The 23,198-nt window shown below is 71.0% G+C and carries 19 protein-coding genes; 12 read left to right on the forward strand and 7 right to left on the reverse strand.

Annotation, left to right across the window (positions count from 1 at the left end):
• Positions 1 to 18: 18 nt before the first annotated feature.
• The gene (locus EHO50_RS27880; RefSeq protein WP_128433935.1) at positions 19 to 936 is read left to right on the forward strand and encodes a hypothetical protein; all 918 of its coding nucleotides are present in this window, start codon (positions 19 to 21) and stop codon (positions 934 to 936) included.
• On the opposite strand, the gene EHO50_RS27885 is transcribed toward EHO50_RS27880, so the two are convergent.
• Entirely contained in the window at positions 851 to 2,173 is a 1,323-nt protein-coding gene (locus EHO50_RS27885) for an aminotransferase-like domain-containing protein (protein ID WP_128433936.1), read from the reverse strand. The two genes, EHO50_RS27880 and EHO50_RS27885, sit on opposite strands and share 86 nt — an antisense overlap.
• Positions 2,174 to 2,250: 77 nt before the next feature.
• Here EHO50_RS27885 and EHO50_RS27890 point away from each other — a divergent pair, with 77 nt between their 5' ends.
• Positions 2,251 to 3,030, forward strand: coding sequence for an alpha/beta fold hydrolase (locus EHO50_RS27890; RefSeq protein ID WP_128433937.1), 780 nt, complete (start codon positions 2,251 to 2,253; stop codon positions 3,028 to 3,030).
• A gap of 20 nt (positions 3,031 to 3,050) precedes the next feature.
• Here EHO50_RS27890 and EHO50_RS27895 read toward each other — a convergent pair whose 3' ends face one another.
• Positions 3,051 to 3,251, reverse strand: coding sequence for a hypothetical protein (locus EHO50_RS27895; protein ID WP_128433938.1), 201 nt, complete (start codon positions 3,249 to 3,251; stop codon positions 3,051 to 3,053).
• 158 nt (positions 3,252 to 3,409) lie between these two features.
• Here EHO50_RS27895 and EHO50_RS27900 point away from each other — a divergent pair, with 158 nt between their 5' ends.
• On the forward strand, positions 3,410 to 4,429 hold the full coding sequence (locus EHO50_RS27900; protein ID WP_164904962.1) for an endonuclease/exonuclease/phosphatase family protein: 1,020 nt from the start codon (positions 3,410 to 3,412) through the stop codon (positions 4,427 to 4,429).
• Between the two features lie 29 nt (positions 4,430 to 4,458).
• A complete protein-coding gene (locus tag EHO50_RS27905; protein WP_128433939.1) occupies positions 4,459 to 6,414 on the forward strand; it encodes an FUSC family protein in 1,956 nt (651 codons plus the stop codon).
• Between the two features lie 169 nt (positions 6,415 to 6,583).
• Here EHO50_RS27905 and snpA read toward each other — a convergent pair whose 3' ends face one another.
• On the reverse strand, positions 6,584 to 7,243 hold the full coding sequence (gene snpA / locus EHO50_RS27910; RefSeq protein ID WP_128433940.1) for a snapalysin: 660 nt from the start codon (positions 7,241 to 7,243) through the stop codon (positions 6,584 to 6,586).
• Positions 7,244 to 7,415: 172 nt separating this feature from the next.
• On the opposite strand from snpA, the gene EHO50_RS27915 reads away from it, so the two are divergent.
• Both EHO50_RS27915 and EHO50_RS27920 read left to right on the forward strand, forming a co-directional pair.
• Positions 7,416 to 8,393 carry a LysR family transcriptional regulator gene (locus tag EHO50_RS27915; RefSeq protein ID WP_128433941.1) on the forward strand — a complete coding sequence of 326 codons (978 nt, stop codon included), beginning with the start codon at positions 7,416 to 7,418 and terminating at the stop codon, positions 8,391 to 8,393.
• Between the two features lie 73 nt (positions 8,394 to 8,466).
• A complete protein-coding gene (locus tag EHO50_RS27920) occupies positions 8,467 to 8,682 on the forward strand; it encodes a hypothetical protein (RefSeq protein ID WP_128433942.1) in 216 nt (71 codons plus the stop codon).
• A gap of 79 nt (positions 8,683 to 8,761) precedes the next feature.
• Here the strand turns inward: EHO50_RS27920 and EHO50_RS27925 are convergent, their stop codons facing one another.
• Positions 8,762 to 10,852: a PhoX family protein gene (locus tag EHO50_RS27925; RefSeq protein WP_128433943.1), complete on the reverse strand. Its 2,091-nt coding sequence runs from the start codon at positions 10,850 to 10,852 to the stop codon at positions 8,762 to 8,764.
• A gap of 275 nt (positions 10,853 to 11,127) precedes the next feature.
• Between EHO50_RS27925 and EHO50_RS27930 the strand changes: the two genes are divergently transcribed.
• Together EHO50_RS27930 and metG are read left to right on the forward strand one after the other, a co-directional pair.
• Complete coding sequence (locus tag EHO50_RS27930) at positions 11,128 to 12,750, forward strand: VWA domain-containing protein (protein WP_128433944.1); 1,623 nt, start codon at positions 11,128 to 11,130, stop codon at positions 12,748 to 12,750.
• 124 nt (positions 12,751 to 12,874) lie between these two features.
• Positions 12,875 to 14,584 (forward strand): methionine--tRNA ligase, encoded by a 1,710-nt coding sequence (gene metG, locus EHO50_RS27935; protein WP_128433945.1) that lies wholly within the window; start codon positions 12,875 to 12,877, stop codon positions 14,582 to 14,584.
• A gap of 76 nt (positions 14,585 to 14,660) precedes the next feature.
• Here metG and EHO50_RS27940 read toward each other — a convergent pair whose 3' ends face one another.
• Positions 14,661 to 15,008 (reverse strand): DoxX family protein, encoded by a 348-nt coding sequence (locus tag EHO50_RS27940; protein ID WP_128433946.1) that lies wholly within the window; start codon positions 15,006 to 15,008, stop codon positions 14,661 to 14,663.
• Positions 15,009 to 15,127: 119 nt separating this feature from the next.
• Positions 15,128 to 16,486, reverse strand: coding sequence for a pectate lyase family protein (locus EHO50_RS27945; RefSeq protein WP_128433947.1), 1,359 nt, complete (start codon positions 16,484 to 16,486; stop codon positions 15,128 to 15,130).
• A 225-nt stretch (positions 16,487 to 16,711) separates the two neighbouring features.
• Here EHO50_RS27945 and EHO50_RS27950 point away from each other — a divergent pair, with 225 nt between their 5' ends.
• The 4 genes from EHO50_RS27950 (at position 16,712) to EHO50_RS27965 (ending at position 21,656) form a co-directional block, all read left to right on the forward strand.
• Positions 16,712 to 17,188, forward strand: coding sequence for a hypothetical protein (locus EHO50_RS27950; protein ID WP_128433948.1), 477 nt, complete (start codon positions 16,712 to 16,714; stop codon positions 17,186 to 17,188).
• Between the two features lie 85 nt (positions 17,189 to 17,273).
• Entirely contained in the window at positions 17,274 to 17,639 is a 366-nt protein-coding gene (locus EHO50_RS27955; RefSeq protein WP_128433949.1) for a PH domain-containing protein, read from the forward strand.
• A gap of 67 nt (positions 17,640 to 17,706) precedes the next feature.
• Positions 17,707 to 18,384: a nucleotidyl transferase AbiEii/AbiGii toxin family protein gene (locus EHO50_RS27960; RefSeq protein ID WP_128433950.1), complete on the forward strand. Its 678-nt coding sequence runs from the start codon at positions 17,707 to 17,709 to the stop codon at positions 18,382 to 18,384.
• Positions 18,385 to 18,536: 152 nt separating this feature from the next.
• On the forward strand, positions 18,537 to 21,656 hold the full coding sequence (locus EHO50_RS27965; RefSeq protein ID WP_128433951.1) for an FG-GAP repeat domain-containing protein: 3,120 nt from the start codon (positions 18,537 to 18,539) through the stop codon (positions 21,654 to 21,656).
• 52 nt (positions 21,657 to 21,708) lie between these two features.
• Here the strand turns inward: EHO50_RS27965 and EHO50_RS27970 are convergent, their stop codons facing one another.
• On the reverse strand, positions 21,709 to 23,040 hold the full coding sequence (locus tag EHO50_RS27970; protein ID WP_128433952.1) for an MFS transporter: 1,332 nt from the start codon (positions 23,038 to 23,040) through the stop codon (positions 21,709 to 21,711).
• Positions 23,041 to 23,198 lie beyond the last annotated feature (158 nt).

Raw genomic sequence — 23,198 nt, forward strand, 5'->3', positions numbered from 1 at the left:
TGCCCCTTGCCTGAAGACGTGCTCACCCGTCTGCGGAACGCCCTGTCGGCAGCGCTGATCGCCCTGTCGTGCCTCCTCCTGCCGTTCGGCGTGCCGGCGGCCTGGGTGGCGTACGGGCTGGCCGACACCGGCCGGTACGTCACCGCGATGGCGCCGCTCGCCGCTGATCCGGCCGTGCAGGGCGCGGTCGCGGACACCGTCGGGGCCGGCATCACACAGGAGGTCGACCGCAGGCTGGCCGAGTCTCCCGCGTCGCCCGAGCTGCGCACCGTGCGCCCTTTCGTGCACGACGCGGTGCGCTCGTTCACCCGGACCGAGGCCTTCCGCACGGCGTGGGAGGCGGGCAACAGGGCCCTGCACGACGCCGTCCTGAGCGCCCTTCACGACGGGCGCGACCGCACCGTCACGGTCGACATCGCCCCCATCACCGCCCAGGTCAAGCACCAACTCATCGACGACCACGTCTCGTTGGCACACCGCATCCCGGTCGAGCACACCGAGGTCCCCGTGCTCCCGGCCCACCGACTGGACCGGCTCCGGAAGGGGTACGAGGTGCTCGAAGTCGCCGGTTTCTGGCTGCCCGTCTCGGCCGCCGTGCTCGCCGCGACCGGCATCGCGGTCGCCGCCTGCCGCCGCCGCGCGGTCACGGCGACCGCGCTGGGCACGGCGCTCGGCGGCGCCTTCCTGGCCCTGGCGGTGGCGATCGGCCGCCGGCTCACGCTGGCCGACCTGTCCGAGGCGGCCCACCGCCCGGCGGCGGGCGCGGTCTACGACGCCCTGACGCAGACGCTGCGCACGGTGTCCTGGCTGCTGGTCGCCCTCGGCCTGACCGTGGCCCTCGCCTGCCGGCTCACGGAGCTCCTCGTACGACGCCGGCGAGCGTCCGCAGCGCCCGCCGCAGATCAGGCTCCGCGGCCGACGCGAGCCCGAGTCTGACGGCGTCCGGGGTACGGTTCAGGTCGACGACGAAGGCCGGGCCCGGCGTCACCGCTATGCCGTGCGCGGCCGCGGCGGCCGTGAGGGTGTCCGCGCGCCACGGGGCGGGCAGCTCCCACCAGGCGAAATAGGCGCGCGGATCGGACCGTACGGCGAATCCGCGCAGTTCCTCGCCGACGATCCGCTGTCTGCGCGCCGCGTCCGCCCGCTTCGCCGCGACCAGCCGCTCCACCGTCCCGTCCCCGATCCATCGCACGGCCGCCTCCACCGCGAAGCGCCCCGCACTCCACCCACCGGACCGCACGGCCGCCGCCACCGCCCCGAGGCGCGCCTCGGGTACGGCCACGAAGCCGACGGTGAGCCCGGGGGCGACGCGCTTGGAGAGGCCGTCGACGACATGGGTGAGGTCGGGCGCGTGGGCGGCGAAGGGGTCGTCGTCGGTGAGGAAGGACCAGATGCGGTCCTCGACGACGGGGATGTCCAGGGCACGGACGGCGGCGGCGAGGTGGTGGAGCCGTTCGCCGCTCGTCGTCAGGGACGTCGGATTGTGCAGCGTCGGCTGGAGGTAGAGCGCAGACAGCGGGGCACTGCGGTGCGCGGCGGCGACGGATTCCGGCCGCACCCCGCACTCGTCCGCCGCCAGCGGGACCAGGGTGATGCCGAGCCGGGCGGCGATCTCCTTGACCAGGGGGTACGTCAGTGGCTCGACACCGAGGCGCCCGCCGGGCCGGACGAGGGAGGCGAGGGTGGCGGCGATGGCCTGGCGGGCGTTGCCGGTGAAGAGGAGCCGGTCGGGGGCGGGGCGCCAGCCCGGGGTGGCGAGGAGGGCGGCCGTCGCCTCCCGGGCCGCGGGTGTGCCGGTGGCGGCGGCCGGGCGCAGGGCCTCGGTCAGGACGTCGGGGCGCAGGAGCGGCGCGAGGGCCGGGGCGAGGAGCTCCGACTGGCCCGGCGCGGAAGGGTAGTTGAGCTCCAGGTTGACCGGCGCCGCGGTCGCGGCCTCGACGAGCGCCCGCCCACCCGGCCCCGCCGGAGCGGCCCGCACGAAGGTGCCGCGGCCGACCTCGCCGACGACCAGTCCCCGCCGCACGAGTTCGGCGTACACCCGCCCCGCCGTGGACCCGGCGATCCCGCGCCGCCGCGCGAACACCCGCTGCGGAGGCAGCCGTTGGCCCGGTTCCAGCCGTCCGGCGGTGATGTCGTCGGCTATGCGGTCGGCGAGGCGCCGGTAGTCGTCCACGAACTCTCCCCCTGATATTGCACCGAGGGCAAAGATCTTATTGCACCGAGGAGTTGAGCCGATCTAGGGTCGTTCACATGAGCCCTTTCCTCGCATACGAGGACAAAGACACCGATAGCACCTCGGTCCCCCTTGTCCTCGTCCACGGCCACCCCTTCGACCACACGATGTGGGCCCCGCAGCTCGAGGCGTTCTCCACCGCCCGCCGGGTCGTGGCACCCGACCTGCGCGGCTACGGCGCCTCCCCGGTCGTCCCCGGCCGCACACTCCTGTCCGACTTCGCCCAGGACATCGAGGCCCTGCTGGACGACCTGAAGGTGGAGACCTTCGTGCTGGCGGGCCTGTCGATGGGCGGCCAGATCGTCATGGAGTGCTACGACCGCTTCCCCGACCGCATCCGGGGCCTGGTCCTCGCGGACACCTTCCCCGCGGCGGAGACGGCCGAGGGAAAGAAGGCACGGGGCGCCATGGCGGACCGACTGCTGCGCGAGGGCATGCGTGGATACGCCGACGAGGTGCTGGAGAAGATGGTCGCGCCGTACGCGGACGCCGAGGTCAAGGCCCACGTCCACCGCATGATGACGGCGACACCGCCGGAGGGCGCCGCGGCGGCCCTGCGCGGCCGCGCCGAACGCCCCGACTACCGCGACCTGCTGACCCGGGTCACGGTCCCGGCCCTGGTCGTCGTGGGCGCGGACGACGCCTACACCCCGGTGTCGGACGCGGAGGCGATGCACGCGACGCTCCCGGACTCGACGCTGCGGGTGATCGAGGGGGCGGCACACATGCCGAACCTGGAGCGGCCGGGGGAATTCAACGAGGCGCTGGGGGCGTTCCTGGCCCGCGTCGACGGGTGAGCCGTACGCCACCCAGGACCCTATGCGCCACTCGAAGCCATGTTCATGACGGCCACGAGCAGCACGAAAGCGATCGCCACCCCCTGGACGGCCTTCCCCCAACCAGGCATGGGCTCGCCCCTCTTGGCCGCCGACCGCGCGGCGGTGAAGGCGACCAGCAGCCCTACGACGGCGAGAGGGGCGAGGACCAGGGTCAGCCAGTTGATCTGCACGGGCGTCATCTCGGGATCTCCTTGCTCGACTGTTCCACTCGGTGACCGGCGCACCATCATCGGCGCGTCCCCCCGGGACCCCTCCCGCCGCCACGCAACCTTCGCCCCATGACCCCCGTCTTTGAGGGAGGATTCGGGCATCCCACCCACGAGCGGAAGGCCGGGACTTGGAGACTGCGGCGGCCGAGTGGACGGCGTCCCCGGACGGCATGCCCGCACGCCGGGCCGGGCGGCGGTTCGGTGCCTGGTCGGCCGGCCTGCTGTTCCTGGGCGTGAGCGTGGTCGTCGGCTGCCGGGTCGCCGACACCGACGGCATCACCCCCGTCCCACAGCTCCTCGCCTTCCTGCCATGGCTGCTCGTGCCCACCGGACTCGGACTGCTGCTCGCGCTGTTCTCGCGCTGGTGGTTCGGCGTCGTGTGGGCCGTCGCCCTGGTCGGGCTGCTGGCCTGGTTCATCGAGCCGTACGGGAAGACCGGTGAGCCGGGCGGGCCCGCGCTGGTCTCCTTCCGGGTGCTGACCTCGAACGTCGAGTTCGGGCAAGCGACCGACTCCCTCGTCGCCACCGTGCGCCGGGAGAAGCCGGACATCGTGTTCGTCCAGGAGTGCGAGTACACCTGCGACGCCAGGCTCAAGGAGGCCTTGGGCACCGACTATCCGCACCGGGCGGCCCAGGTCGCGGCCGGTTCGGCGGGCTCGGTCGTGCTCAGCCGCTTCCCGCTCGACTCCGCCGCCTCCGCCGACGGCGTCGACGGCTTCATGGCCATGCCGGGCGCCGTGGCCGACGTACGGGGGCGTGCCGTGCGGCTCCAGCTCGCGCACCCCGTGCCGCCGCTGCCCGGCCGTATCGACCTGTGGCGCCGGGAACTCGGTGAGCTGCGGGACTTCGCGGCCGAGGACGCCGCGGACCGCAGGACGCCCCTGATCCTCGCCGGGGACTTCAACGCCTCCCAGGACCACGCCGCCTTCCGTCGCATCCTCGACACCGGGCTGCGCGACGCCGCCCGGCTCGCCGGCCATGACCGCACACCCAGCTGGCCGGCCCCCACGACACCTGCCTTCGGCGTGCAGATCGACCACGTGCTGCTCTCCGCCGACTTCTCCGCCCGCACCGCCCGCTTCCTCGACCTGGCGGACACCGACCACCGCGCACTGCTCACCGACGTCACGCTCCACCAGCGGCGATGAGCTGAACCGGGGTGCCCATAATGGGCCGCATGCCCCGCGAGCTGCCCATCGGCCTCACACCCCCCGACTGGCTCGTGCGGAACCTGCGGGCCCAGCCGGCCCCCGTCAACTGGCCCGCCGTGGTCCGCGCCGCCGTCGCGATGGCCCTCCCCCTGGCCATCGGCCTCGCGGTCGACCGCCCCTTCTACGGCGCCCTCGCCTCCATGGGCGCCCTCAACGGCGTCATCAGCGACACCGCCGCCGCCTACCGCGTCCGCATCCCCACCATCGCCATCCCCCAGCTCTCCGGCGCCGTCGGCGTCACCGTCGGTGCCCTGGTGTACGGCCACGGCTGGGTCGCCGTCGCCGCGGTCACCGGCGTCGCGCTGGTCTCCGGGATGATCTCGACGATCGGCGCGGTCGCCTCCGCGGCGGGGCTGGTGCTGCTGCTGACCTGCGTGGTCGGCGCGGGTCTTCCGATGCCGGGCGAGTGGTGGCTGGCGCCGCTGCTGATGTCCGGCGGCGGGCTGCTGGTGCTGGTCCTCGCGCTGCTGGCCTGGCCACTGAGGTCGGGGGTGCCGGAGCGGGCCGCGGTCGCGAACACCTATCGGGCGGTCGCCGAGCTGTTGGCGGCCGGGGGCAGCGGCAGCACACCGGCGTACGACGACGCCCGGCACGCCGTCACCCAGTCCCTGAACCAGTCGTACGACATCATCCTCGCCCACCGCGCCCGCCATCACGGCCGCAGCCCCGAACTGACCCGGCTGCTGGCCCAGCTGAACGCCATCACCCCGGTCGTGGAGGCCGCCCCCGCCGCCCACCTCAGCGGCACCCCGCTCCCGCCCGACATCCCGGCTGCCGTACGGCATCTGGCCTCCGCCGTCGAGACCGGCCGCCCGGGCCCGACAGGGCTGAAGCTCCCCACCCCGACCACCGAGACCGCCCGCGCCGTCGACCACGCCCTGCGCCACGCCGCCGAGGTCGTCACCAGCCCGGACGTGGACCCGCGCGGCGTCGACGACCGCCTCGGCCGACCGGCCGCGCTCGGCATCCGCGCCGCCCGCGCCCTGCGCGATGTGACGCTCTCCGCCGCCTCCTGGCGCTACGGCCTGCGCCTCGCCCTGTGCATCGGGATCGCCCAGGCGCTGGTGTCTCTCATCCCGGTCCCCCGCTCCTACTGGGTCGCCCTGACCATCACCTTCGTCCTCAAGCCCGACTTCGGATCCGTCTTCTCCCGCGCCCTGCTGCGCGCCCTCGGCACGGTCGCCGGGCTGGTGATCGCGGCGGCGGTGCTCGCGGAGGTGCCGCGCGGATGGTGGGACGTACCGGTGCTGTTCCTGCTCGCGCCGCTGATCCCGGCGCTCACCCCGCGCGGGTACGGCTACCAGACGGCCGCCATCACCCCGGTGATCCTGCTCCTGTCGGACGTCCTGAACCGCGAGGGCACCGCACTGCTGCTGCCCCGCCTCGTCGACTCCCTCATGGGCTGCGCGATCGCCCTCGTCGCCGGGTATCTGCTGTGGCCGGAGAGCTGGCACACCCGGGTCGGCGACCGGCTCGCGGGCGCCGTGGAGGACACGGCGCGCTATGTGGAGGGCGCCTTCGGGCCACACGCCGTCGACCCGCCGGCCCGCGCCCGGATGCGTCGCCGCCTCTACCGCGACCTCTCCGCCATCCGCACAGAATTCCAACGCGCCCTGACCGAACCCCCACCGACGGGCCGGCGGGCGGCGGCCTGGTGGCCTCTGGTCGTGGCGGTGGAACGCATCGTCGACGCGACGACGGCGGCACGGGTACTGGTGAAGTATGGGGCGACTCGGCCGTCGGCGGGTGAAGTATCCCAAGTCGCACTACAACTAAGGGAGTTGGCGACCGGGGTGAGAGAGGCCGAGACCCTGTACGAGGTCCGTACAGATCTGACGGGCCCGGCAGACAGCGTCCTGGAGCCCCTACGCCAGGAGGTGGCGGCGGCAAGAGCAATCGCGTCACCTCATGGAGAAGGCTGAGGGGCAGCCAACCTGCTTGGGGGCGCGGGGAACTGCGCGACCAGCCACACACAACCCGCACCCGCCCACCAAGACAGACCACCCGAGCTACTGGGCGCACACAAGCCGGCGCAGCCGCCCTGTGCAGGAGGGCGACCGCGCCGGGTGTGGGGGGTGGTCCTTGGCGGAACTAGTGGGCGACCTTGTGCAGAGCCTTGTCCATAGCGGCAGCGAGCCCGTTGGCCCACAACTGCTCCACACGAGCCCGCTCATTCGCGTCCGGGTTCGCGTTCGTGCAGGACGTGCCGGGCCCGCCGCCCGACATCAGCTCGCTGCACGGCCCCTCGTAGTGGTCCGGCAGCCCGAGGACATGCCCCGTCTCGTGCGCGGTCACGCGAGTCGAGTCGTACTCCTTGTTCTGCTGGTAGTCGAGGAAGATGTAGCCGTTGCCGTGACCGTCGGTCGAGGCGTACGAGCCGCGCGAGTCGTTGCCCTCGCGGTAGGTGAAGTCGGCGTTGGAGCCCTCCTGGAGCTTCACGTTGGACACCGAGCTGTTCCATATCTCGGTGCTGCGGGCTATCTGCGCGCTGAACGTGGGCGCCGCGGACGCGTCGTACGTGACGGTGACCGCCGCCGCCTTCGGGTGCGCGGCACGCTTCTCGGCGACCGACTTCAGGACGGCCTGGAAGAAGGCCCGACTGGCGTCGGAGTCGGCCGACTTGGCGACGTAGCCTGCCTGCGCGGGGGCCGGGGCCGCCGTCGCCGGAGCGACCGTGCCGAAGCCGAGGGCCGCGACACCGAGACCGACTGCCATCGCCGAACGGGCGGACAGGGAAAAGGACATACGCATCGATGACTCCTAGGTGGGGGGTGAGTCGTCAAGGCGAGTGTCGGCGCCTGTGCGGCGGCTGTGATGATGGCAACCGGTGATAGCACAGCCCTATCAGGGCCCCGATTAGCAAGCTTCAGGGGGGATTTGTGCGGCTGGTGAAAGCTTTGATTCCGCTTTAGTCTCCGAGGGCATGGACCTCGAGGTGAGACACCTCCGCGCGCTGTGCGCCATAGCCGACACCGGCAGTCTGCACCGGGCAGCCCGCCAGCTGGGCGTCGCCCAGCCGTCGCTCAGCACACAACTGCGGCGGATCGAGCAGGAGCTGGGCGGCGCACTGTTCGTGCGCGCGAGATCCGGCTGCCGCCCCACCCCGCTCGGCCGTCTGGTCCTCAGCCGGGCCCGCCCGCTGGTGGCCGATATGCGTGCCCTGGTCGCCGAGGCGAGGGCGGCCGCGATGGGCGGCCCGGAGCTGCGGGTCGGCTCGACGGCGAGCAAGGCCCTGGCGGGCTGGCTGCGCCGACTGCGCGGCCACGGCCAGGACCCGACCCTCCATATGAACGTCTCCCCGAACGCCCTGCTCCGCATGGTCGCCGACGGCCAGCTGGACGTCGCTTTCGTGCACGAGGTGGAGGGCTCTCCCCTGCGCATACCCCCCGAACTGCGCCTCCGCGTGTTGATGGAACGCGAGCCGCAGTTCGTGTCGCTGCCGACCGACCACCCGGCCGCCGCGAAGTCGGAGGTCACCCTCCCCGACCTGGCCGACGACCGCTGGATGGTCGACCCGACGGTCGACGGAGAGTGGGACGCCGTGCAGCGGATGTTCCGCGCGGCCGGCGTCAACCCCCATGTCCTGCACGGCGACTACTACACGGCGGACGCCCTGGTCGCCACCGGCGAGGTGGTCGCCGTCTGCCAGCCGACCCACGCCGACAGCCCCACCATGGCGGTACGGCGCCTGCACGGCGACCCGCTCGGCGTACGCCTGCTCCTCGCGGCCCGTACGGAGACGGACCTGGACGGCGTCTATCCCGCGCTGGAGGAGGCGTACTGGGAGGCGGCGCGGCAGGCACCGGCGTACCGGGAGTGGCTGGAACGCGACGGCGAGCGGCATCCGTCGGGTCAACCCCGCGCCTTGCGGAGGATCGTTACGTCATCCTCGTGCAGGTGACGGAGGGCGAGTCCGAGGGCCGGCAGGCGCAATGATCGATCTGCTCAGCCGCTCTCCCGACAAGGGGATTTTCATGCGTCGTACCGCCACCGTCCTGCTCGGCACTCTCGCCCTCGCCGGAGCCATGGCCCCGGCCGCCAACGCCGTGCCGGACCCGGTGGGCACCGTCACCTGCCTCGCCGAGACCCCGGCCGCAGTGACCGGGCTCGTCGACCCGGCCGCCCTGCTCGACCCCGCCGCGCTCCTGGACCCGGCCGCGGCCCCGGGCGTGAGCTGCCTCGCTCCCTGAGCTCTACGCACACACAGGCGGGCCGCTCTCGCGAGGAGGGCGGCCCGCATGCGTATGGGTGCGTAGGCAATCACGCGCCTCAGATGCCGATGTCGCAGCCGTCCTTGCGCCAGACCGCCACGACCGCCGGGCGGTTGATCTTTCCCTCACCGTCGGGCCAGGCGCTCAGCGGCTTCTCGGCCGTCGCGCCGTCGATCTCGCCCGGGTGCTGCACGGAGACGAGCACACGGCGGTCCTGGATGACCGGGCCGCAGGTCTCGGCGCCCTTCGGCATCGTCAGGAACTGCTTGAGCTCACCGCGCCGGTCACCGCGCGTAGCGACGCCGAAGAGGCCGTCGTGCGAGCCGAGCTGGTTGCCGTCGGTGGAGATCCACAGGTTGCCGTACGAGTCGAAGGCGACGTTGTCCGGGCAGGAGATCGGGGAGACCTGGTCCTTCGGGAAGCCGGCGAAGTAGGTTGCCGGGTCGTTCGGGTCACCCGCGACGAGGAACAGCTTCCAGGCGAACTTCTTGCTGTCGGCGCGGTTCCAGCGCTCGGTCAGCTCCAGGACCTGGCCGTGCTTGTTGGAGTTGCGCGGGTTGGCCTCGTCGGCGGCGGCGAAGCCGGTCTTGCCGCGGTTGGAGTTGTTGGTGAGGGCGACGTACACCTTGCCGGAGTACGGGTTCGGCTCGATGTCCTCGGGCCGGTCCATCTTCGTCGCGCCGACCTTGTCACCGGCGATGCGGGTGAAGACGAACACCTCTTCCGCGGTCATCCCCTCGACGTGCGAGACGGCACCGTCGGCGGTGGCGGTGGCCAGCGGGATCCACTCACCGCTGCCGTCGAACTCACCGTCGGCCGGCAGCTTGCCACTGCCGTCGATCTCGATGGCGGGGGAGTCACCGGTGAGCTTGGCGACGTAGAGCGTCCCCTCGTCGAGCAGCGAGAGGTTGTGCTCCCGCACGGCCCGGGACGACCCCTTCTTCATCCGCTTGCTGCCGATGAACTTGTAGAAGTAGTCGAAGCGCTCGTCGTCACCGGAGTAGACGACGGGCCGCCCGTCCTCGGTCAGCCGCACGGTCGCGCCCTCGTGCTTGAAGCGGCCGAGCGCGGTGTGCTTGCGCGGCTTGGAGGACGGGTCGTACGGGTCGAGCTCGACGACGTAGCCGAACCGGTGCGGCTCGTTGGGCTCCTGGGCCACGTCGAACCGCTTGTCGAACCGCTCCCACTTGCGCTCGCTCGCCCCCGTCCCCAGCCCGTACCGCTTGTCGGTCGCACGGGTGGCGTTGGCGAAGTACTGGTTGAAGTTCTCCTCGCCGTGCAGCGTGGTGCCCCACGGGGTGACGCCGCCGGAGCAGTTGTTCAGCGTGCCGAGGACCTTGGTGCCGGTCGGGTCGGCGGAGGTCTTCAGCAGGTCGGAGCCCGCGGCGGGGCCGGTGACCTTGAACTCGCTGGTGGCGGTGACGCGCCGGTTGAGCGGATGCCGCGGCACGGCGGTGAGCTTCCCGCTCTTGCGGTCCCCCTCCACGACGACGGCGGAGAGGCCGTGCGCGGCCCAGGCGACCTCGACCTGCTGCTTGGTCGGGTTGGCGGCGTCGTACCCACGGAACATGAGCACTTCGTCGGTGTACTCGTGGTTGGCGACGAGTACCTGCCGGCCGCGCTCGCCGGGCAGCGGGAGCAGGGCGAGGAAGTCGTTGTTGTACCCGAACTGCTGGGACTGCGAGTCGCCGGTCTGGTTCTCCGGGTCGAACGCGGGGGCGCCGCGCAGGATGGGCTCGCCCCAGCGGATGACGATGTTCTGCGCGTAGCCGTCCGCGACGGTCACGGTGTCGGCGGTGTTCGGCGCGACGGGCGTGAACCGCAGACCGCGGGCACCGCGGGAGAAGGTACCGCCGGTCCGCTCGGCCGCGGCGGCGTCCCCGGCAGCGGCCTCGGCGGCGTCCGCCTTCGGCGCGGCGACGGTGGTGGTGGCGCCCACGGCGGCGGCCGCGGTGACGACGGCGGCGGCGCGCAGCGTGGTACGGCGGCTGACGGCCTCGGCGATGACGTCACCGACGTACGGGTTCGTGGTGGTATTGGGCACCTCGTGGAAACAGGCGTCACCACACCGGAACCGGCAAGTCAGGGCGGCCCGGCCACCGGGATGCGAGTCACTGTTCGTGCTGATGATCGGCAACGGTATGCGCATGGTGTTTTCGTTCTCCCCTTGCTTCCCCTTTAGTGCAGCGTGGGGGACGGTAGGGGCACGTCTGTGCGGGAGCAGGGCGACAGCATGAACGCCAGGTGAACCAGAGGTAGCCGTACGCAAGTTGGGGCCGGGACCGGACTCGGCTCGATGCAGCCCTTGACGTACCGGGGGCCCTGTGTCTACCCCTCCCCAAGATCGCCATCTGGGGCCGCTAACCTTACGTGTCCGTCCTGGCCAGGGATTACGGGCATCAACTCACGCGAAGGGTTGCGCACATGGGCATTCTCACTCTCCTGCGGAACGCATTCGGCCGGTCACGCAAGACGCGTACCGCCGAAGCAGAGGGTGCGACTCCTTCGCCGGAGCCACAGCCGACGGTCCCGTCCCCGTCCCCGGAACCGCAGCCGACGGCTACGGCACAGGTCCCGGAACCGCGCGTCTCGGAACCGCCGGTATCGGACCCGGAGGGCGACGAACACGAGCTGGTCTCGGCAGCTTTCGACAACATCACGGTCCCGAAGCCGGCAGAGCCGGTGGAGACACCGGTCACGGAGGAGCCGACGGCTGCGGAGACGCCGGTCGTCGAGGAGCCGACGGCCGTGGAGACGCCGGTCGCCGAGGAAACCCCGGCTGCCGAGGAGCTCTCGGTGGTCGAGGAGCCGGTTGCCGAGGAGCCGGCGGCTGCGGAGGCGCCGGTCGCCGAGGAGACCCCGGCTGCCGAGGAGCCCTCGGTGGTCGAGGAGCCGACGGCTGCGGAGACGCCGGTTGCTGAGGAGCCCGCGGTTGCCGGGGAGCCGGTCGCCGAGGAGACCCCCGCTGCTGAGGAGCCCGCGGTGGTCGAGGAGCCGGTCGCCGAGGAGCCGGCTGTTACGGAGGCGCCTGTTACTGAGGAGCCTGCGGTCGCCGAAGAGCCGGCAGTAGTCGAGGAGCCGGCTGCGGGGACCCCGGTCGTCGAGGAGACCCCCGCTGCCGAGGAGCCCGTCGCCGAGGAATCGGCTACGCAGGCCCCGGTGGCCGAGGAGCCCATCGTCGAGGAAACCCCCGCTGCGGCTGAGCAGGTCGAGGAGACGCCGGTCGCCGAGGAGCCCGCTCCCGCGCAGGTCACGGAGCCGGAGCCCGCGGAGGCCGACGACGCACCCGCCCCCGCCGAATCCCACGACGCACCCGCGGCCGCCGACGGCGAGGACGCCCCACAGGGGCCACCCGCAGCCGACGACGAAAGCAGCACGGGTGGTGCGGGTGGGAACAACACGGCCGAAGGCGAAGCCGAGGCCGAGGCCACCGCGCCCGCAATCCTCGCCCTCGCCAAGGCCGGCCTCACCACCGCCCGCGCCAAGGTCTACCTCGTCCTCGACCGCTCCGCGAGCATGCGCCCGTACTACAAGGACGGCTCCGCCCAGGCCCTCGCCGACCAGACCCTCGCCCTCGCCGAGCACCTGGACCCCGACGCCCCGAACACCTCCGTCCACGTCGTCTTCTTCTCCACCGAGGTCGACGGCACCACCGACCTCACCCCCGCCTCCGCCGAGGACGCCGTCGACACCGCGCACGCCGGCCTCGGCCGCATGGGCCGTACCAGCTACCACGCCGCCGTCGAAGCCGTCCTCGCCCACTACGACAAGAACGCCACCCCCGGCTCCCCCGCCCTCGTCGTCTTCCAGACCGACGGCGCCCCCGACGCCAAGACCCCGGCCACCCAAGCCCTCACCGACGCCGCGAAGTCCCACCCCTCGGTGTTCTTCTCCTTCGTCGCGTTCGGCGACCACGACAACAAGGCCTTCGACTACCTCCGCAAGCTGAAGACCGACAACACGGCCTTCTTCCACGCGGGCCCGACCCCCCTGGAGCTCACGGACGCGGAGCTCTACGACGGCGTACTGATCGACTGGCGCCCGTAACCGCTGATCACCCCCGGCCGCCCCTTCCCACCCCGTAAAACGGGAAGCGGGCGGCCCACCCATGTCGGCTACGATTTCAAGGTTCGCAAAACCAGCAACAGCACCGACCTGGGAGCAGCCCCCGATGGCTCGACACCTCATCACCAGCGCCCTTCCGTACATCAACGGAATCAAGCACCTGGGCAACATGGTGGGGTCCATGCTCCCGGCGGACGTGTACTCCCGGTACCTCCGCCAGCGCGGCCACGACGTCCTCTACATCTGCGCGACGGACGAGCACGGCACCCCCGCCGAGCTGGCCGCCAAGGAGCAGGGTCTGCCGGTCGACGAGTTCTGCGCGCAGGCGCACGACGCCCAGAAGGCGGTCTACGACGGCTTCGCGCTGGCCTTCGACTACTTCGGCCGCAGCTCCAGCCCGCAGAACGTCGAGATCACCCAGCACTTCGCCCGCAAGCTCAACGAGAACGGCTTCATCGAAGAGCGCGCCATCCGCCAGGTGTACTCCCCGGCCGACGGCCGCTTCCTCCCGGACCGCTACGTCGAGGGCACCTGCCCCCACTGCGGCTACGACAAGGCCCGCGGCGACCAGTGCGAGAACTGCACCCGCGTACTCGACCCGACGGACCTGATCAACCCCCGGTCCGCGATCTCGGGCTCCACGGACCTGGAGGTGAGGGAGACCAAGCACCTCTTCCTCCTCCAGTCCAAGCTGCAGCGCGAGGTCATGGAGTGGGTGGCCCGCCACGACGGCGTATGGCCGCACCTGGCCTCCTCCATCGCCCACAAGTGGCTGACCGAGGGCCTGCACGACCGTGCCATCACCCGTGACCTGGACTGGGGCGTCCCCGTACCGGCGGACACCTGGCCGGAGCTCGCGGCCGAGGGCAAGGTCTTCTACGTCTGGTTCGACGCCCCGATCGAGTACATCGGCGCGACGAAGGAGTGGTCGGACCAGGACCCGGAGAACCGGGACTACAAGTCCTGGTGGTACGACGTGGACGACACCGTCCGCTACACCGAGTTCATGGCGAAGGACAACGTCCCCTTCCACACCGTGATGTTCCCGGCCACCGAGCTCGGCATCCGCGAGCCGTGGAAGAAGGTCGACTTCGTCAAGGCCTTCAACTGGCTGACGTACTACGGCGGAAAGTTCTCCACGTCCCAGAAGCGCGGTGTCTTCACCGACCAGGCCCTGCAGATCCTCCCGGCCGACTACTGGCGCTACTTCCTGATCGCCAACGCGCCCGAGTCGGACGACTCGTCCTTCACCTGGGAGCACTTCACCGCCACGGTCAACAAGGACCTCGCCGACACCCTCGGCAACTTCGTCAACCGCGTCCTGTCCTTCTCCCGCAAGCGCTTCGGCGACGACGTCCCCGCGGGCGGCGAGCCGGGCGAGGCGGAGGCGAAGCTGGGCGAGCAGATCGCCGAGCTGCTCGCCGAGTACGAGGGGCACATGGAGGCCCTCCAGTTCCGCAAGGCGGCGGCGGCGCTGCGCGCCCTGTGGTCGGCCGGCAACTCCTACCTGGAGGAGAAGGCCCCCTGGCTGGAGATCAAGACCGACAAGGACGGCGCCGCCCTCACCCTCCGCACCGCGATGAACCTGATCCACCTGTACGCGGTGGTCTCGGAACCGTTCATCCCGGCGACGGCGAAGACGATGCGCGAGGCTTTCGCCCTGAGCGACGACACCGCCACCTGGGTCGGCGCCGACGAGGCGAAGTCCCTGACCTCCGTCCCCGCCGGCACCCCCTTCACCGTCCCGCCGGTCCTCTTCGCGAAGCTCACGGACGAGGACCTGGAGACGTACAAGGAGCGCTTCGGCGGCGAGTAGGAACGGAACGAGACAGGGCGAACGGGCCCGGAACCTGCCTCACCGGCTGGTTTCCGGGCCCGTTCGCCTCTGCCGTTCAGCCTCCGTACGCAAGCGCCAGGGCCCCGACCACGGGGGCGGCGTAGACCAGCGGGAACGGGATGTGGGCGTACCACCGGGCACGCGCCACGGTCACGGCGGCCCCGAGGAAGTACAGCACCAGCCCCACCCCCGCCAGCACCCCGATCACCGGCACGAACAGCCCGACCACCAGCCCCACGGCCCCGGCGACCTTCGCCAGGCCGAGCCAGGTCCACCACGACCGGGGCACGGAGTAGTCGGTGAGGGCCTGCACGATCCACTGGGCCCGCATGAGCAGGACGGCGCCGGAGAAGCCTGCCATCAGGGCGGCGACGAGGGTCACGACGACATACGCGGTCTGCATGGAAACTCCTGGTCAGGTGCAGTCGGAGCCGCGCGGCCGGTGCCGCGCGGCGGGTCCACTGCCTCCCTGACGCCGCCCGCCGCGAAAGTGTGACGGCACTCCGGGGAGATCCGCGGCCGTCAGTACAGCGCCCCGGCCCCGGTCGTCGTCGCCAGCTCCGTGACCAGGTTCTTCGCGGACGTCTGCAGCCCTGCCGTGAGCGCCGGCTTCCAGTTCACCGTCGTCTTGATCTTCTTCGAGCTCGCGGCGTTGTACGCGGCCACGAGGTCGGTCGCCGTGCCGTTGACGAGGTTGCCGCCGCCGGCGATCGAGCCGGTGCCGTCGCCGCTCAGGAGCTTGGCGGGCTTGGCGCCCGACGGGAGCTTCCAGGCGTTGTGCTCGGCGACGACCTGGGCCTTGGCGCGGGAGTCGATGCTGTACTTCGGCGTGTAGCCGTTGAGCGCGGTCGTGTCGTAGACGTTGTTGTAGAGGTGGATCTGGCCGATGCGGGCCAGCGGCGCCCGCTGCACGATGCCCTTCCACACGTTGTGGTGGATGGTGACGCGCAGCTTGCCGGTGCTGTCGGTGTCGCTGCTGCCGATCAGCATCGTCTTGTCGTGGTTGCTGAACAGGTTGCGCTCGACGGTCACCAGGTCGGAGCCGTTGGTGATGTCGAGGGCGCCGTCGTGGACCTGGTACTTGCGGCCGAAGTAGGACTTCTCGGAGCTGTCGAAGGTCGGCGCGTCGGTGAAGGTGTTGTGGTCCGCCCACACATTGGTCACCCCGCGCAGGGTGACGGAGTCGTAGTTGGAGTTCCACTCACCGGACGAGCCGTCGGTGGGGTCCCACTGCGGGAAGCAGTCCTGGGTGTCGGCGAAGGTGAGGTTGCGGACGATGACGTTCTTGACGTTCTGCACGTGGAGGCTGCCGCCCCTGATGCCGGCGTTGGTGCCCGGGACGCCCACGATCGTGGTGTTGGCGGGCACCCGGAAGACGATGTTCTTCTTCTGCTTGTCGGCGGCGGCCTTGCGGGCGTTCTCCTGGGTGCCGGACGGCGCCTTCTTGCCGTAGGTCGCCGGGTCGTAGGCCCTGAGGTAGGCGGAGAGCGAGTAGCCGGTGCCGGAGGCGTAGTCGGCGCAGGTCAGCTTCTTGCCGGCGTCGGAGGTGTTGGCGTCGATGGTGCCCTTGACCTTGATGATCCGGGGCGTGGTGTCGGAGACCGAGCCCAGCGCCTTCACGAGCTGCGCGCGGGTGCTGACGGTGAAGGTGTGCGCGGAGTCGGCCTTCGCGCCGCCCGTCGTACCGGATCCCGAGGCCGCCCAGCCGTCCTTCGCGGGCAGCGACTGGTGGTACAGGTCGACCGCGCCGGCGTTCGCGTTCGCGTTCAGCACGAGCACACCGGCACCGACGCCGGCCGCCGCGACGGCGGCGGTGACGACGAGGGTGCGGCGCTTGCGGAGGGAACGGCGGTGGGTGGGGCGGTGGGAAGGGGCTGCCACGAATTGAGTCCTTACGTGCTTCGGTGAGGCTCGCGCACCGGCGAGCGGGCCCGCGTGAGCGGGCTTCCGATTCCTTCGTGGTCGCGGAGATCGGAAAGGTTGCCGTGGATTTTTTGGCTGAATGGTGGTCAAGTCGCGGACATCACGCGGATGTTGCCCATTGGGTTGGCATCGATCGCCCCCCACCGCCACCATGTCCCCCTTCACGACCGTATGGTTTCCGCCATGGCAGTCCCTGAGGTCATCCCGATCGCCTATGAGCCGCACGGCCGGACCGAGGCGATCGGCTGTTACGCAGACGGGCAGTTCATGGGGTCGGTCATCTACGCCTTCCCCAAGGGGTTCGACCTCGACACCGGCTGGGAAGAGCACAAACGCCTCTACTCGGTCCTGCACACCTTCGACTCCGAGGGCAGGTACCGCGACTCGGAGATCTGGTGCGCGGGCACCTGGGCCGAGCAGCAGCGCGCCCCGCACGGCCCCGACTCGGTGCTCGCCCGCGCCCGGGCCCACCTCGCGACCCGGCTGCGCAGCCTCCCGCGCCGTACGTACACGGACATCGCGATCCGCCCCTTCCAACTCACCGTCGACGGCGTGCTGTTCGGCCTGGTGACGGGGGAGGACGAGGACGAGGCGTGGGCCGAGCTCCATCCGGACAACCTGGGCTTCGGCGCGCCCTGGGACGGTTCGTACGACACCTGATCGTTTACGCCTCTATGCCTGGACACCCCCAAGGCGCTATACATTGCGAAGATCACGCAAGGCCATCAAGTGGGGGGATCCATTCATGGCACTCTTCGGGAACGCGCACACCATCGACCAGGGGCAGGCGCAGCAGGACTTCGCCCGCCTGCTGGGCCACGGGGAGCAGGTGCACGCCGCGTACCTGCTGATACGCGACACCATCCTGTTCACCGACCGCCGCCTCATCCTGGTCGACAAGCAGGGCATCACCGGCAAGAAGGTGGAGTACCACTCCATCCCTTACCGCAGCATCACGCACTTCGCGGTCGAGACCGCCGGCACCTTCGATCTGGACGCCGAGCTGAAGATCTGGGTCTCGGGGACGCCTACGCCGATCGAGAAGACGTTCACCAAGGGCGTCGACATCTACGAGGTGCAGGCGATCCTGACGCAGTTCGTGGCCAAGTAGCCACACCTGTACGGCGGCATGTTGGCACCGCGCTGATCCGGGTACGGACGCGATAATCGGGGCCACCATGCCGCCGCTTCCGCACCACGACCTGGTGACCGACGTCCTCACCGTCGGCGCCCGCTACCCGCTCGTCCTGGCCGGCGACAGTGCTGTCCAGGCACACGGCCTGACCGCGCGGCGTACGGCATCGGTGGAGGTGGCGACCGAGCACCCCGAGCCCATGGACCAGATCGCGGCGATGGTCCGTCACGGCCTGACGGAGCGGGGCTGGCAGGTACGCCCCCTGGAGACCGACCCGCTCGCCTCCCGCCTGCTCGTCACGGACCCCGACGCGGGTGAGGAACGTACGGTCGACCTGCTCAAGGAAACCCTCTGGCGCCCCGCGGTGATGACCGGCCTCGGCCCGGCCCTCTCCCTGGAGGACCTGATCGGCACGAAGGTCCGCGCCCTGACCGACCGCGGCGCCGCGCGCGACGTCGTCGACGTCTATGTGGCCGCGGGCCACTGGAGCTACCCCGACCTGGAGGAGCGGGGCCGCCGCCACGCCTGGGACGAGCTGGGCCTGGCGGACCTCCAGTCCCGGCTGGAGGCGACGGAGCTGTTGGACGACCGGGAGTTCACCGCCCGGGGCCTCGACGAGGAGTCGGTGCCGGTATTCCGCCGGTGGGTTCGTGCGTGGGCGGACGACATCGCGGAGCGGCTGCTGGAGGAGGAGGCGCTCAGTCCGCCGACGGACGAGTGACGCCCCGGTTCCGGCCACGGCCAAGTCCCCTCGCAGCCTCCCGTCCTGACCCCCTTCACCTGCGTGAACACCGCCCCCGCGCACGCCTGACCCCTGATAAGATCCGGCCACTTGTGCGAGGGCACGGGCCCTCGTAGGGGAGGGAACCTCACGTGGGCAGACACGCCCTGAGACGGGGCGGGCTGGCCGCCGCCGTCTCCTCACTCGCGGTCGCCGTAGCGGCCGCGTCCGTCGTCGTCCTGTCGGAGGGCGGCGGCTCCGCGGAAGCGGCCGAAGCCGACACCACCGCGATCACGCTGGTCGACCCCAGCACCACCACGCCGCGCACCGACCGCCCGTATGTCGCGGGCGACACCGGCTTCCTGCACCGGCAGACCGGCAAGACGGGGATGCTGTGGACGGACTACGCGACGGGTAAGACGGTCACGGTCAAGAGGTTCGACGGCAGCGTCTACGTCCCGTCCTCGGCCTGCTCCATCGACGCCGAGTGCCGTACCGCCTGGTTCGGGTCGGACAGCGATCTGGTCGCCCTGGGGCCGGCGTCGATGACGTACGCGTCGTCCGTCACCCTCTGGGACCCGGCCACGGGCACGACCAAGGGCCTGAGCTGGAACGGCTCCACCACCGACGGCTACTACCGGGGCCTGGCCGGAGACACGGTCGTCACCGGCCACGCCCTGATCGACTTCGTCGACGGTGCGAAGCGCGTCCGCAAGGTGACCGGCGAGGGGACGAACCTCCAGGACAGGGAGGTCGTCGCCGCGGACTCCAAGGGCGTGCTCTGGGCGCGCAGCGGCGAGATCGACTACATCGACATCGAGTCTGCCGTGAATGCCGGGGCGTTCACGGGCGCCACCGCCGCCGATCACCATGTGATGGACGCGGACCGCATCGGCTGGTACGACGACGACACCGCCGTACTGCATCTGAAGTCCCGCACCGACCTCACCGCCGCCGAGCAGGTCGTCGCCCTGCCCGCGCACCCGGGCACGCTCGACGGCGACCCGGTCCTGGTCGGCGACTGGCTGCTGCTGCCGCTGTCGTCCAGCTCGCTCGGCTCCAAGTTGCTCGCGGTCAATGTGAACGATCCCTCGGTGCAGCAGACCCTGCTGGCGAGCGCCGGCGCGTACACGCTGGCGGCCCGCGACAAGAGCGCGCTGGTCTCCGGCGGCACCGACGCCAACGACTGGTGGGTGCAGCGGGTGCGCCAGGCCGAGGACGGCACGCTGAAGCTGGAGAAGGTCCGGCAGGCCCCGGCGGTGGAGAACGCCAAGACGGGCATCGCGCTCAGCCGCGGCAGCCTGCGCGTCGCCGAGGACGACCCGGCCAGTACCACCACGGACACCACCTCGGTACGCACCCTCACCACCGACGGCTCCGCCGTGCTGACGGCGTCCGCCGCCACGGAGAGCGGCTCGATGTACGGGCCGGTCTGCCCGTACGCGGGGACCACCTGTGCGGCGCTGTGGGGCAACCTCTCCGCCGAGGACGTCTACCTGGACCTGAACGGCGGCACCGACGAGGGCGAGAGCCTCGGCGACGACCGGCTCAAGGCCATCGGCGGCCACTACCTGGACTTCGGCGGCCAGGGCGGCGCGATCGTGGACGTCTCCGACGACTACGCCGTCTACAACTCCGGCGGCACCACGCCGACGCAGTACGTGGGCGAGTTCGGCCAGGGCGAGAAGCTGAAGCGGACCGTCCGCGCAGCCGCCCTGAACGGCTCGACCCTCTGGAGCGCCACCACCACCGCCGGCAAGCTCACCTCGTACAGCATCCCGCTGGCGAAGACGCTCTCCACGGTGACCGTGCCGGGCCTGGCCTGTGTGCCGAGCGAACTGCAGGCGGCGGGCCGTTGGGTGTACTGGGCCTGCGGGGCGGACTCGGCCGGTGTGTACGACACCAAGGCCGGTACGTCGAAGGCGGTCGCCCCCGGTGACGTGCTGCTCGGCGACGGCTTCACCGTCCGCCACGACCACGCCGCCCACACCCTGGTCCTCACCGAGGCGGCCACCGGGAGCACCCGGGTGATCGCCTCCGACCTGGCGGCCAACGGCCTGACGGCGGACCGCCGTTACCGCTGGACGGTCGACGAGTACACCGGCCTGGTCGCCTGGTTCGACGACTACGAGCGCACCCACGTCACGACCACCGGCATCGCCCCGTCCGCCGTGACGGCCTTCGAGACGTCGGCCGGCAGCTCTGTGGCCCCGAACATGCCCTTCGAGGCCGACTGGGTGCTGTCCCGCCCGGTCACCTCCTGGTCGCTCACCCTCACCTCCGTGCAGAGCGGCGCGACCGGCAAGGCCACCCGCACGCTCACCGGCGGCGCGACCCCGGACCGGGTGTCGGTGTCCTGGAACGGCAAGACGGCCGACGGGAGTTACTTCCCCAACGGCTGGTTCAAGTGGACGCTGAAGGCGACCGGCCTCGCCGCCGCCACGGAGAACACGGTCACCACCGGCGAGGCCTTCCTCCATCGCGGAGCGCCGGTCCGCCGCGACTTCGTCAGCCCCGACGGCCCGGACGGCCGCGGTGACCTGCTCACCCTGAACTCCTCCGGCGGCCTGACCTTCCAGAGCGGCACCGGCACCGGCAAGTTCGGCGACAAGTACACCGGCACCGGCTGGGCCACCACCGTCACGGCCGTCCCCTTCGGCGACCTGAGCGGCGACCGCTGCAACGACGTCCTCGTGCGGTACAGCAGCGGCGCGCTGCGCCTGTACAAGCCGGGCTGCAATGCCGCGGTCAAGCCGTCGACGTCGTACACGACCCTCGCGACCAGCGGCTGGACGCAGTACAACGTGCTGACCTCGCCGGGCGACGTCAGCGGTGACGGACGGCCGGACCTGGTCGCGCGGAACTCGTCCACCGGAGCGGTCTACCTCTACAAGGGCACGAGCGACGGCAAGCTGTCCGCCCGTGTGAAGCTCTACGACAACTGGAAGGGCTACAAGAAGATCGTCGGCGTCGGGGACATCACCGGTGACGGCAAGCCCGACCTCCTCGCCCAGGACACCGCGAACACCCTGTGGCGCTACAACGGCAAGGGCGACGGCACCTTCGCCGCCCGGGTGAAGCTGTTCGCGAACTGGGGCGGCAACTACAACGCCGTCGTCGGCGTCGGCGACATCACCGACGACGGCAACCCGGACCTCGTCTCCCGCGACACCAGCGGCAACGTGTGGCGCAACAGCGGGGACGGGAAGGGGTCGTTCGGCTCGCGAGCGCAGATCGCGAGCGGATGGAGCGGCTACAAGTCCCTGACCTGACAGGGCCTTTGATGGAGGGGGGCGGTCCTTCGGGGCCGCCCCCCTTCCGCGTTCACGCTCGTGTCGTCGCCGTCTCCGGGAGCGACGGCGCGGCCGTCCGCGTCCGGTGGATGAACGCCACGCCGCACACCGCGAGGACGGAGGCCGCGGAGAGGGTGTACAGGCCCCCGTTGGTGCTGCCGGTGGTGTCCTGGAGATAGCCGAAGAGGGTCGGCGAGACGAAACCGCCGAGGTTCCCTATGGAGTTGACCAGGGCGAGCCCCGGCGCCGCGATCCTCAGATCGAGCCCCGACTGGGCCATCGGCCAGAACAGCGTGGCCGCGCACTTCCCCCCGACCGCGGCCAGCGTGAGCGCGGCGAGGCCGAACCACGGGGAGCCGAGGGTGGCCAGGAAGGTGCCGACCGCCGACAGGACGAGGGCGATCGCCAGGTACGGGCGGCGGTCCGGGGCGCGGTCGGTGAAGTGGGCCATCGTGTACATCGCGATCACCGCGCAGATCCACGGCACGGCCGTGAGCAGGCCCACCTGGAAGGGCGACAGCCCGCCGATGTCGTCGACCAGGCTCGGCAGCCAGAAGGTGATCGCGTACCCGGTGAGGGCCATCGCGAAGAACACCGCGGTCAGCAGGGCGACCTGGGGGTGCAGGATCAGCTTCAGCCGGGACGTCCTCGGGGCACGGTCGCGCGCCTCCTTGTCCCGGGCGACGGCCTCGCCGAGCGCGTCCTTCTCCTCCTGGGTGAGCCAACGGGCGTCCTGGATGCGGGAGACGAGGAAGAAGCCGGCGATGAATCCGACCAGGATCGAGAAGGCCCCCTCCAGCGCGAACATCCAGCGCCAGCCGGCGATCCCGCCCGCGCCGTGCAGTTCCAGCAGCGCGCCCGTGATGGGCCCGGTCACGATGTACGCCGTGGCCGAGCCGCCCAGGAAGATCGCGCTCGCCCGGCCTCGGCTGGAGTCGGGCAGCCACTGGGTGAAGTAGAGCAGCACACCGGGGAAGAAGCCGGCCTCCGCGACGCCGAGCAGGAAGCGCAGGGCGTAGAACATCCACACGCTGTGGATGAAGCACATCGCCACGATCACCGCGCCCCAGGTGATCATGATGCGGGTCAGCCAGACCCGGGCGCCGAAGCGCTCGAGGAGCATGTTGCTGGGCACCTCGAACAGGGCGTACCCGATGAAGAACAGCCCCGCGCCGAGGCCGTAGGCCGTGGCGCTCACGCCGACGTCGGCCCGGAGTTCGTCCTGGACGAAGCCGACGTTCGTCCGGTCCATCTGGTTGACCAGCAGCATCAGGACGAGGATCGGCAGCATCCGGCGCAGGAACTTGCCGACGGCGCGGCGTTCGGCGTCGGGTATCACCGACGCCTGGGCGGCTTCCGACATCGTTGTCTCTCCTAGGTCGTACACATACATGAACCTGGATCACGTAGGCGGGCCCGGGGAACGTTACGGAGGCATCTCTTCAGGGTCAACGGCTTGAGCGGATGTCCATACATGTGAATGCGGGGCGGACGTGTGTGCACACATCCGCCTCGCACCTC

The sequence above is a fragment of the Streptomyces cyaneus genome (assembly GCF_004028635.1).
Taxonomy (GTDB): domain Bacteria; phylum Actinomycetota; class Actinomycetes; order Streptomycetales; family Streptomycetaceae; genus Streptomyces; species Streptomyces cyaneus.

Excerpts from the sequence above, each read along its gene's own strand:
- EHO50_RS27890 (WP_128433937.1), top strand. The coding sequence starts at position 2,251 with ATGAGCCCTTTCCTCGCATACGAGGACAAAGACACCGATAGCACCTCG.
- EHO50_RS27895 (WP_128433938.1), bottom strand. The coding sequence starts at position 3,251 with ATGACGCCCGTGCAGATCAACTGGCTGACCCTGGTCCTCGCCCCTCTC.
- EHO50_RS27905 (WP_128433939.1), top strand. The coding sequence starts at position 4,459 with ATGCCCCGCGAGCTGCCCATCGGCCTCACACCCCCCGACTGGCTCGTG.
- snpA (WP_128433940.1), bottom strand. The coding sequence starts at position 7,243 with ATGCGTATGTCCTTTTCCCTGTCCGCCCGTTCGGCGATGGCAGTCGGT.
- EHO50_RS27915 (WP_128433941.1), top strand. The coding sequence starts at position 7,416 with ATGGACCTCGAGGTGAGACACCTCCGCGCGCTGTGCGCCATAGCCGAC.
- EHO50_RS27920 (WP_128433942.1), top strand. The coding sequence starts at position 8,467 with ATGCGTCGTACCGCCACCGTCCTGCTCGGCACTCTCGCCCTCGCCGGA.
- EHO50_RS27925 (WP_128433943.1), bottom strand. The coding sequence starts at position 10,852 with ATGCGCATACCGTTGCCGATCATCAGCACGAACAGTGACTCGCATCCC.
- EHO50_RS27930 (WP_128433944.1), top strand. The coding sequence starts at position 11,128 with ATGGGCATTCTCACTCTCCTGCGGAACGCATTCGGCCGGTCACGCAAG.
- metG (WP_128433945.1), top strand. The coding sequence starts at position 12,875 with ATGGCTCGACACCTCATCACCAGCGCCCTTCCGTACATCAACGGAATC.
- EHO50_RS27940 (WP_128433946.1), bottom strand. The coding sequence starts at position 15,008 with ATGCAGACCGCGTATGTCGTCGTGACCCTCGTCGCCGCCCTGATGGCA.
- EHO50_RS27950 (WP_128433948.1), top strand. The coding sequence starts at position 16,712 with ATGGCAGTCCCTGAGGTCATCCCGATCGCCTATGAGCCGCACGGCCGG.
- EHO50_RS27955 (WP_128433949.1), top strand. The coding sequence starts at position 17,274 with ATGGCACTCTTCGGGAACGCGCACACCATCGACCAGGGGCAGGCGCAG.
- EHO50_RS27960 (WP_128433950.1), top strand. The coding sequence starts at position 17,707 with ATGCCGCCGCTTCCGCACCACGACCTGGTGACCGACGTCCTCACCGTC.
- EHO50_RS27970 (WP_128433952.1), bottom strand. The coding sequence starts at position 23,040 with ATGTCGGAAGCCGCCCAGGCGTCGGTGATACCCGACGCCGAACGCCGC.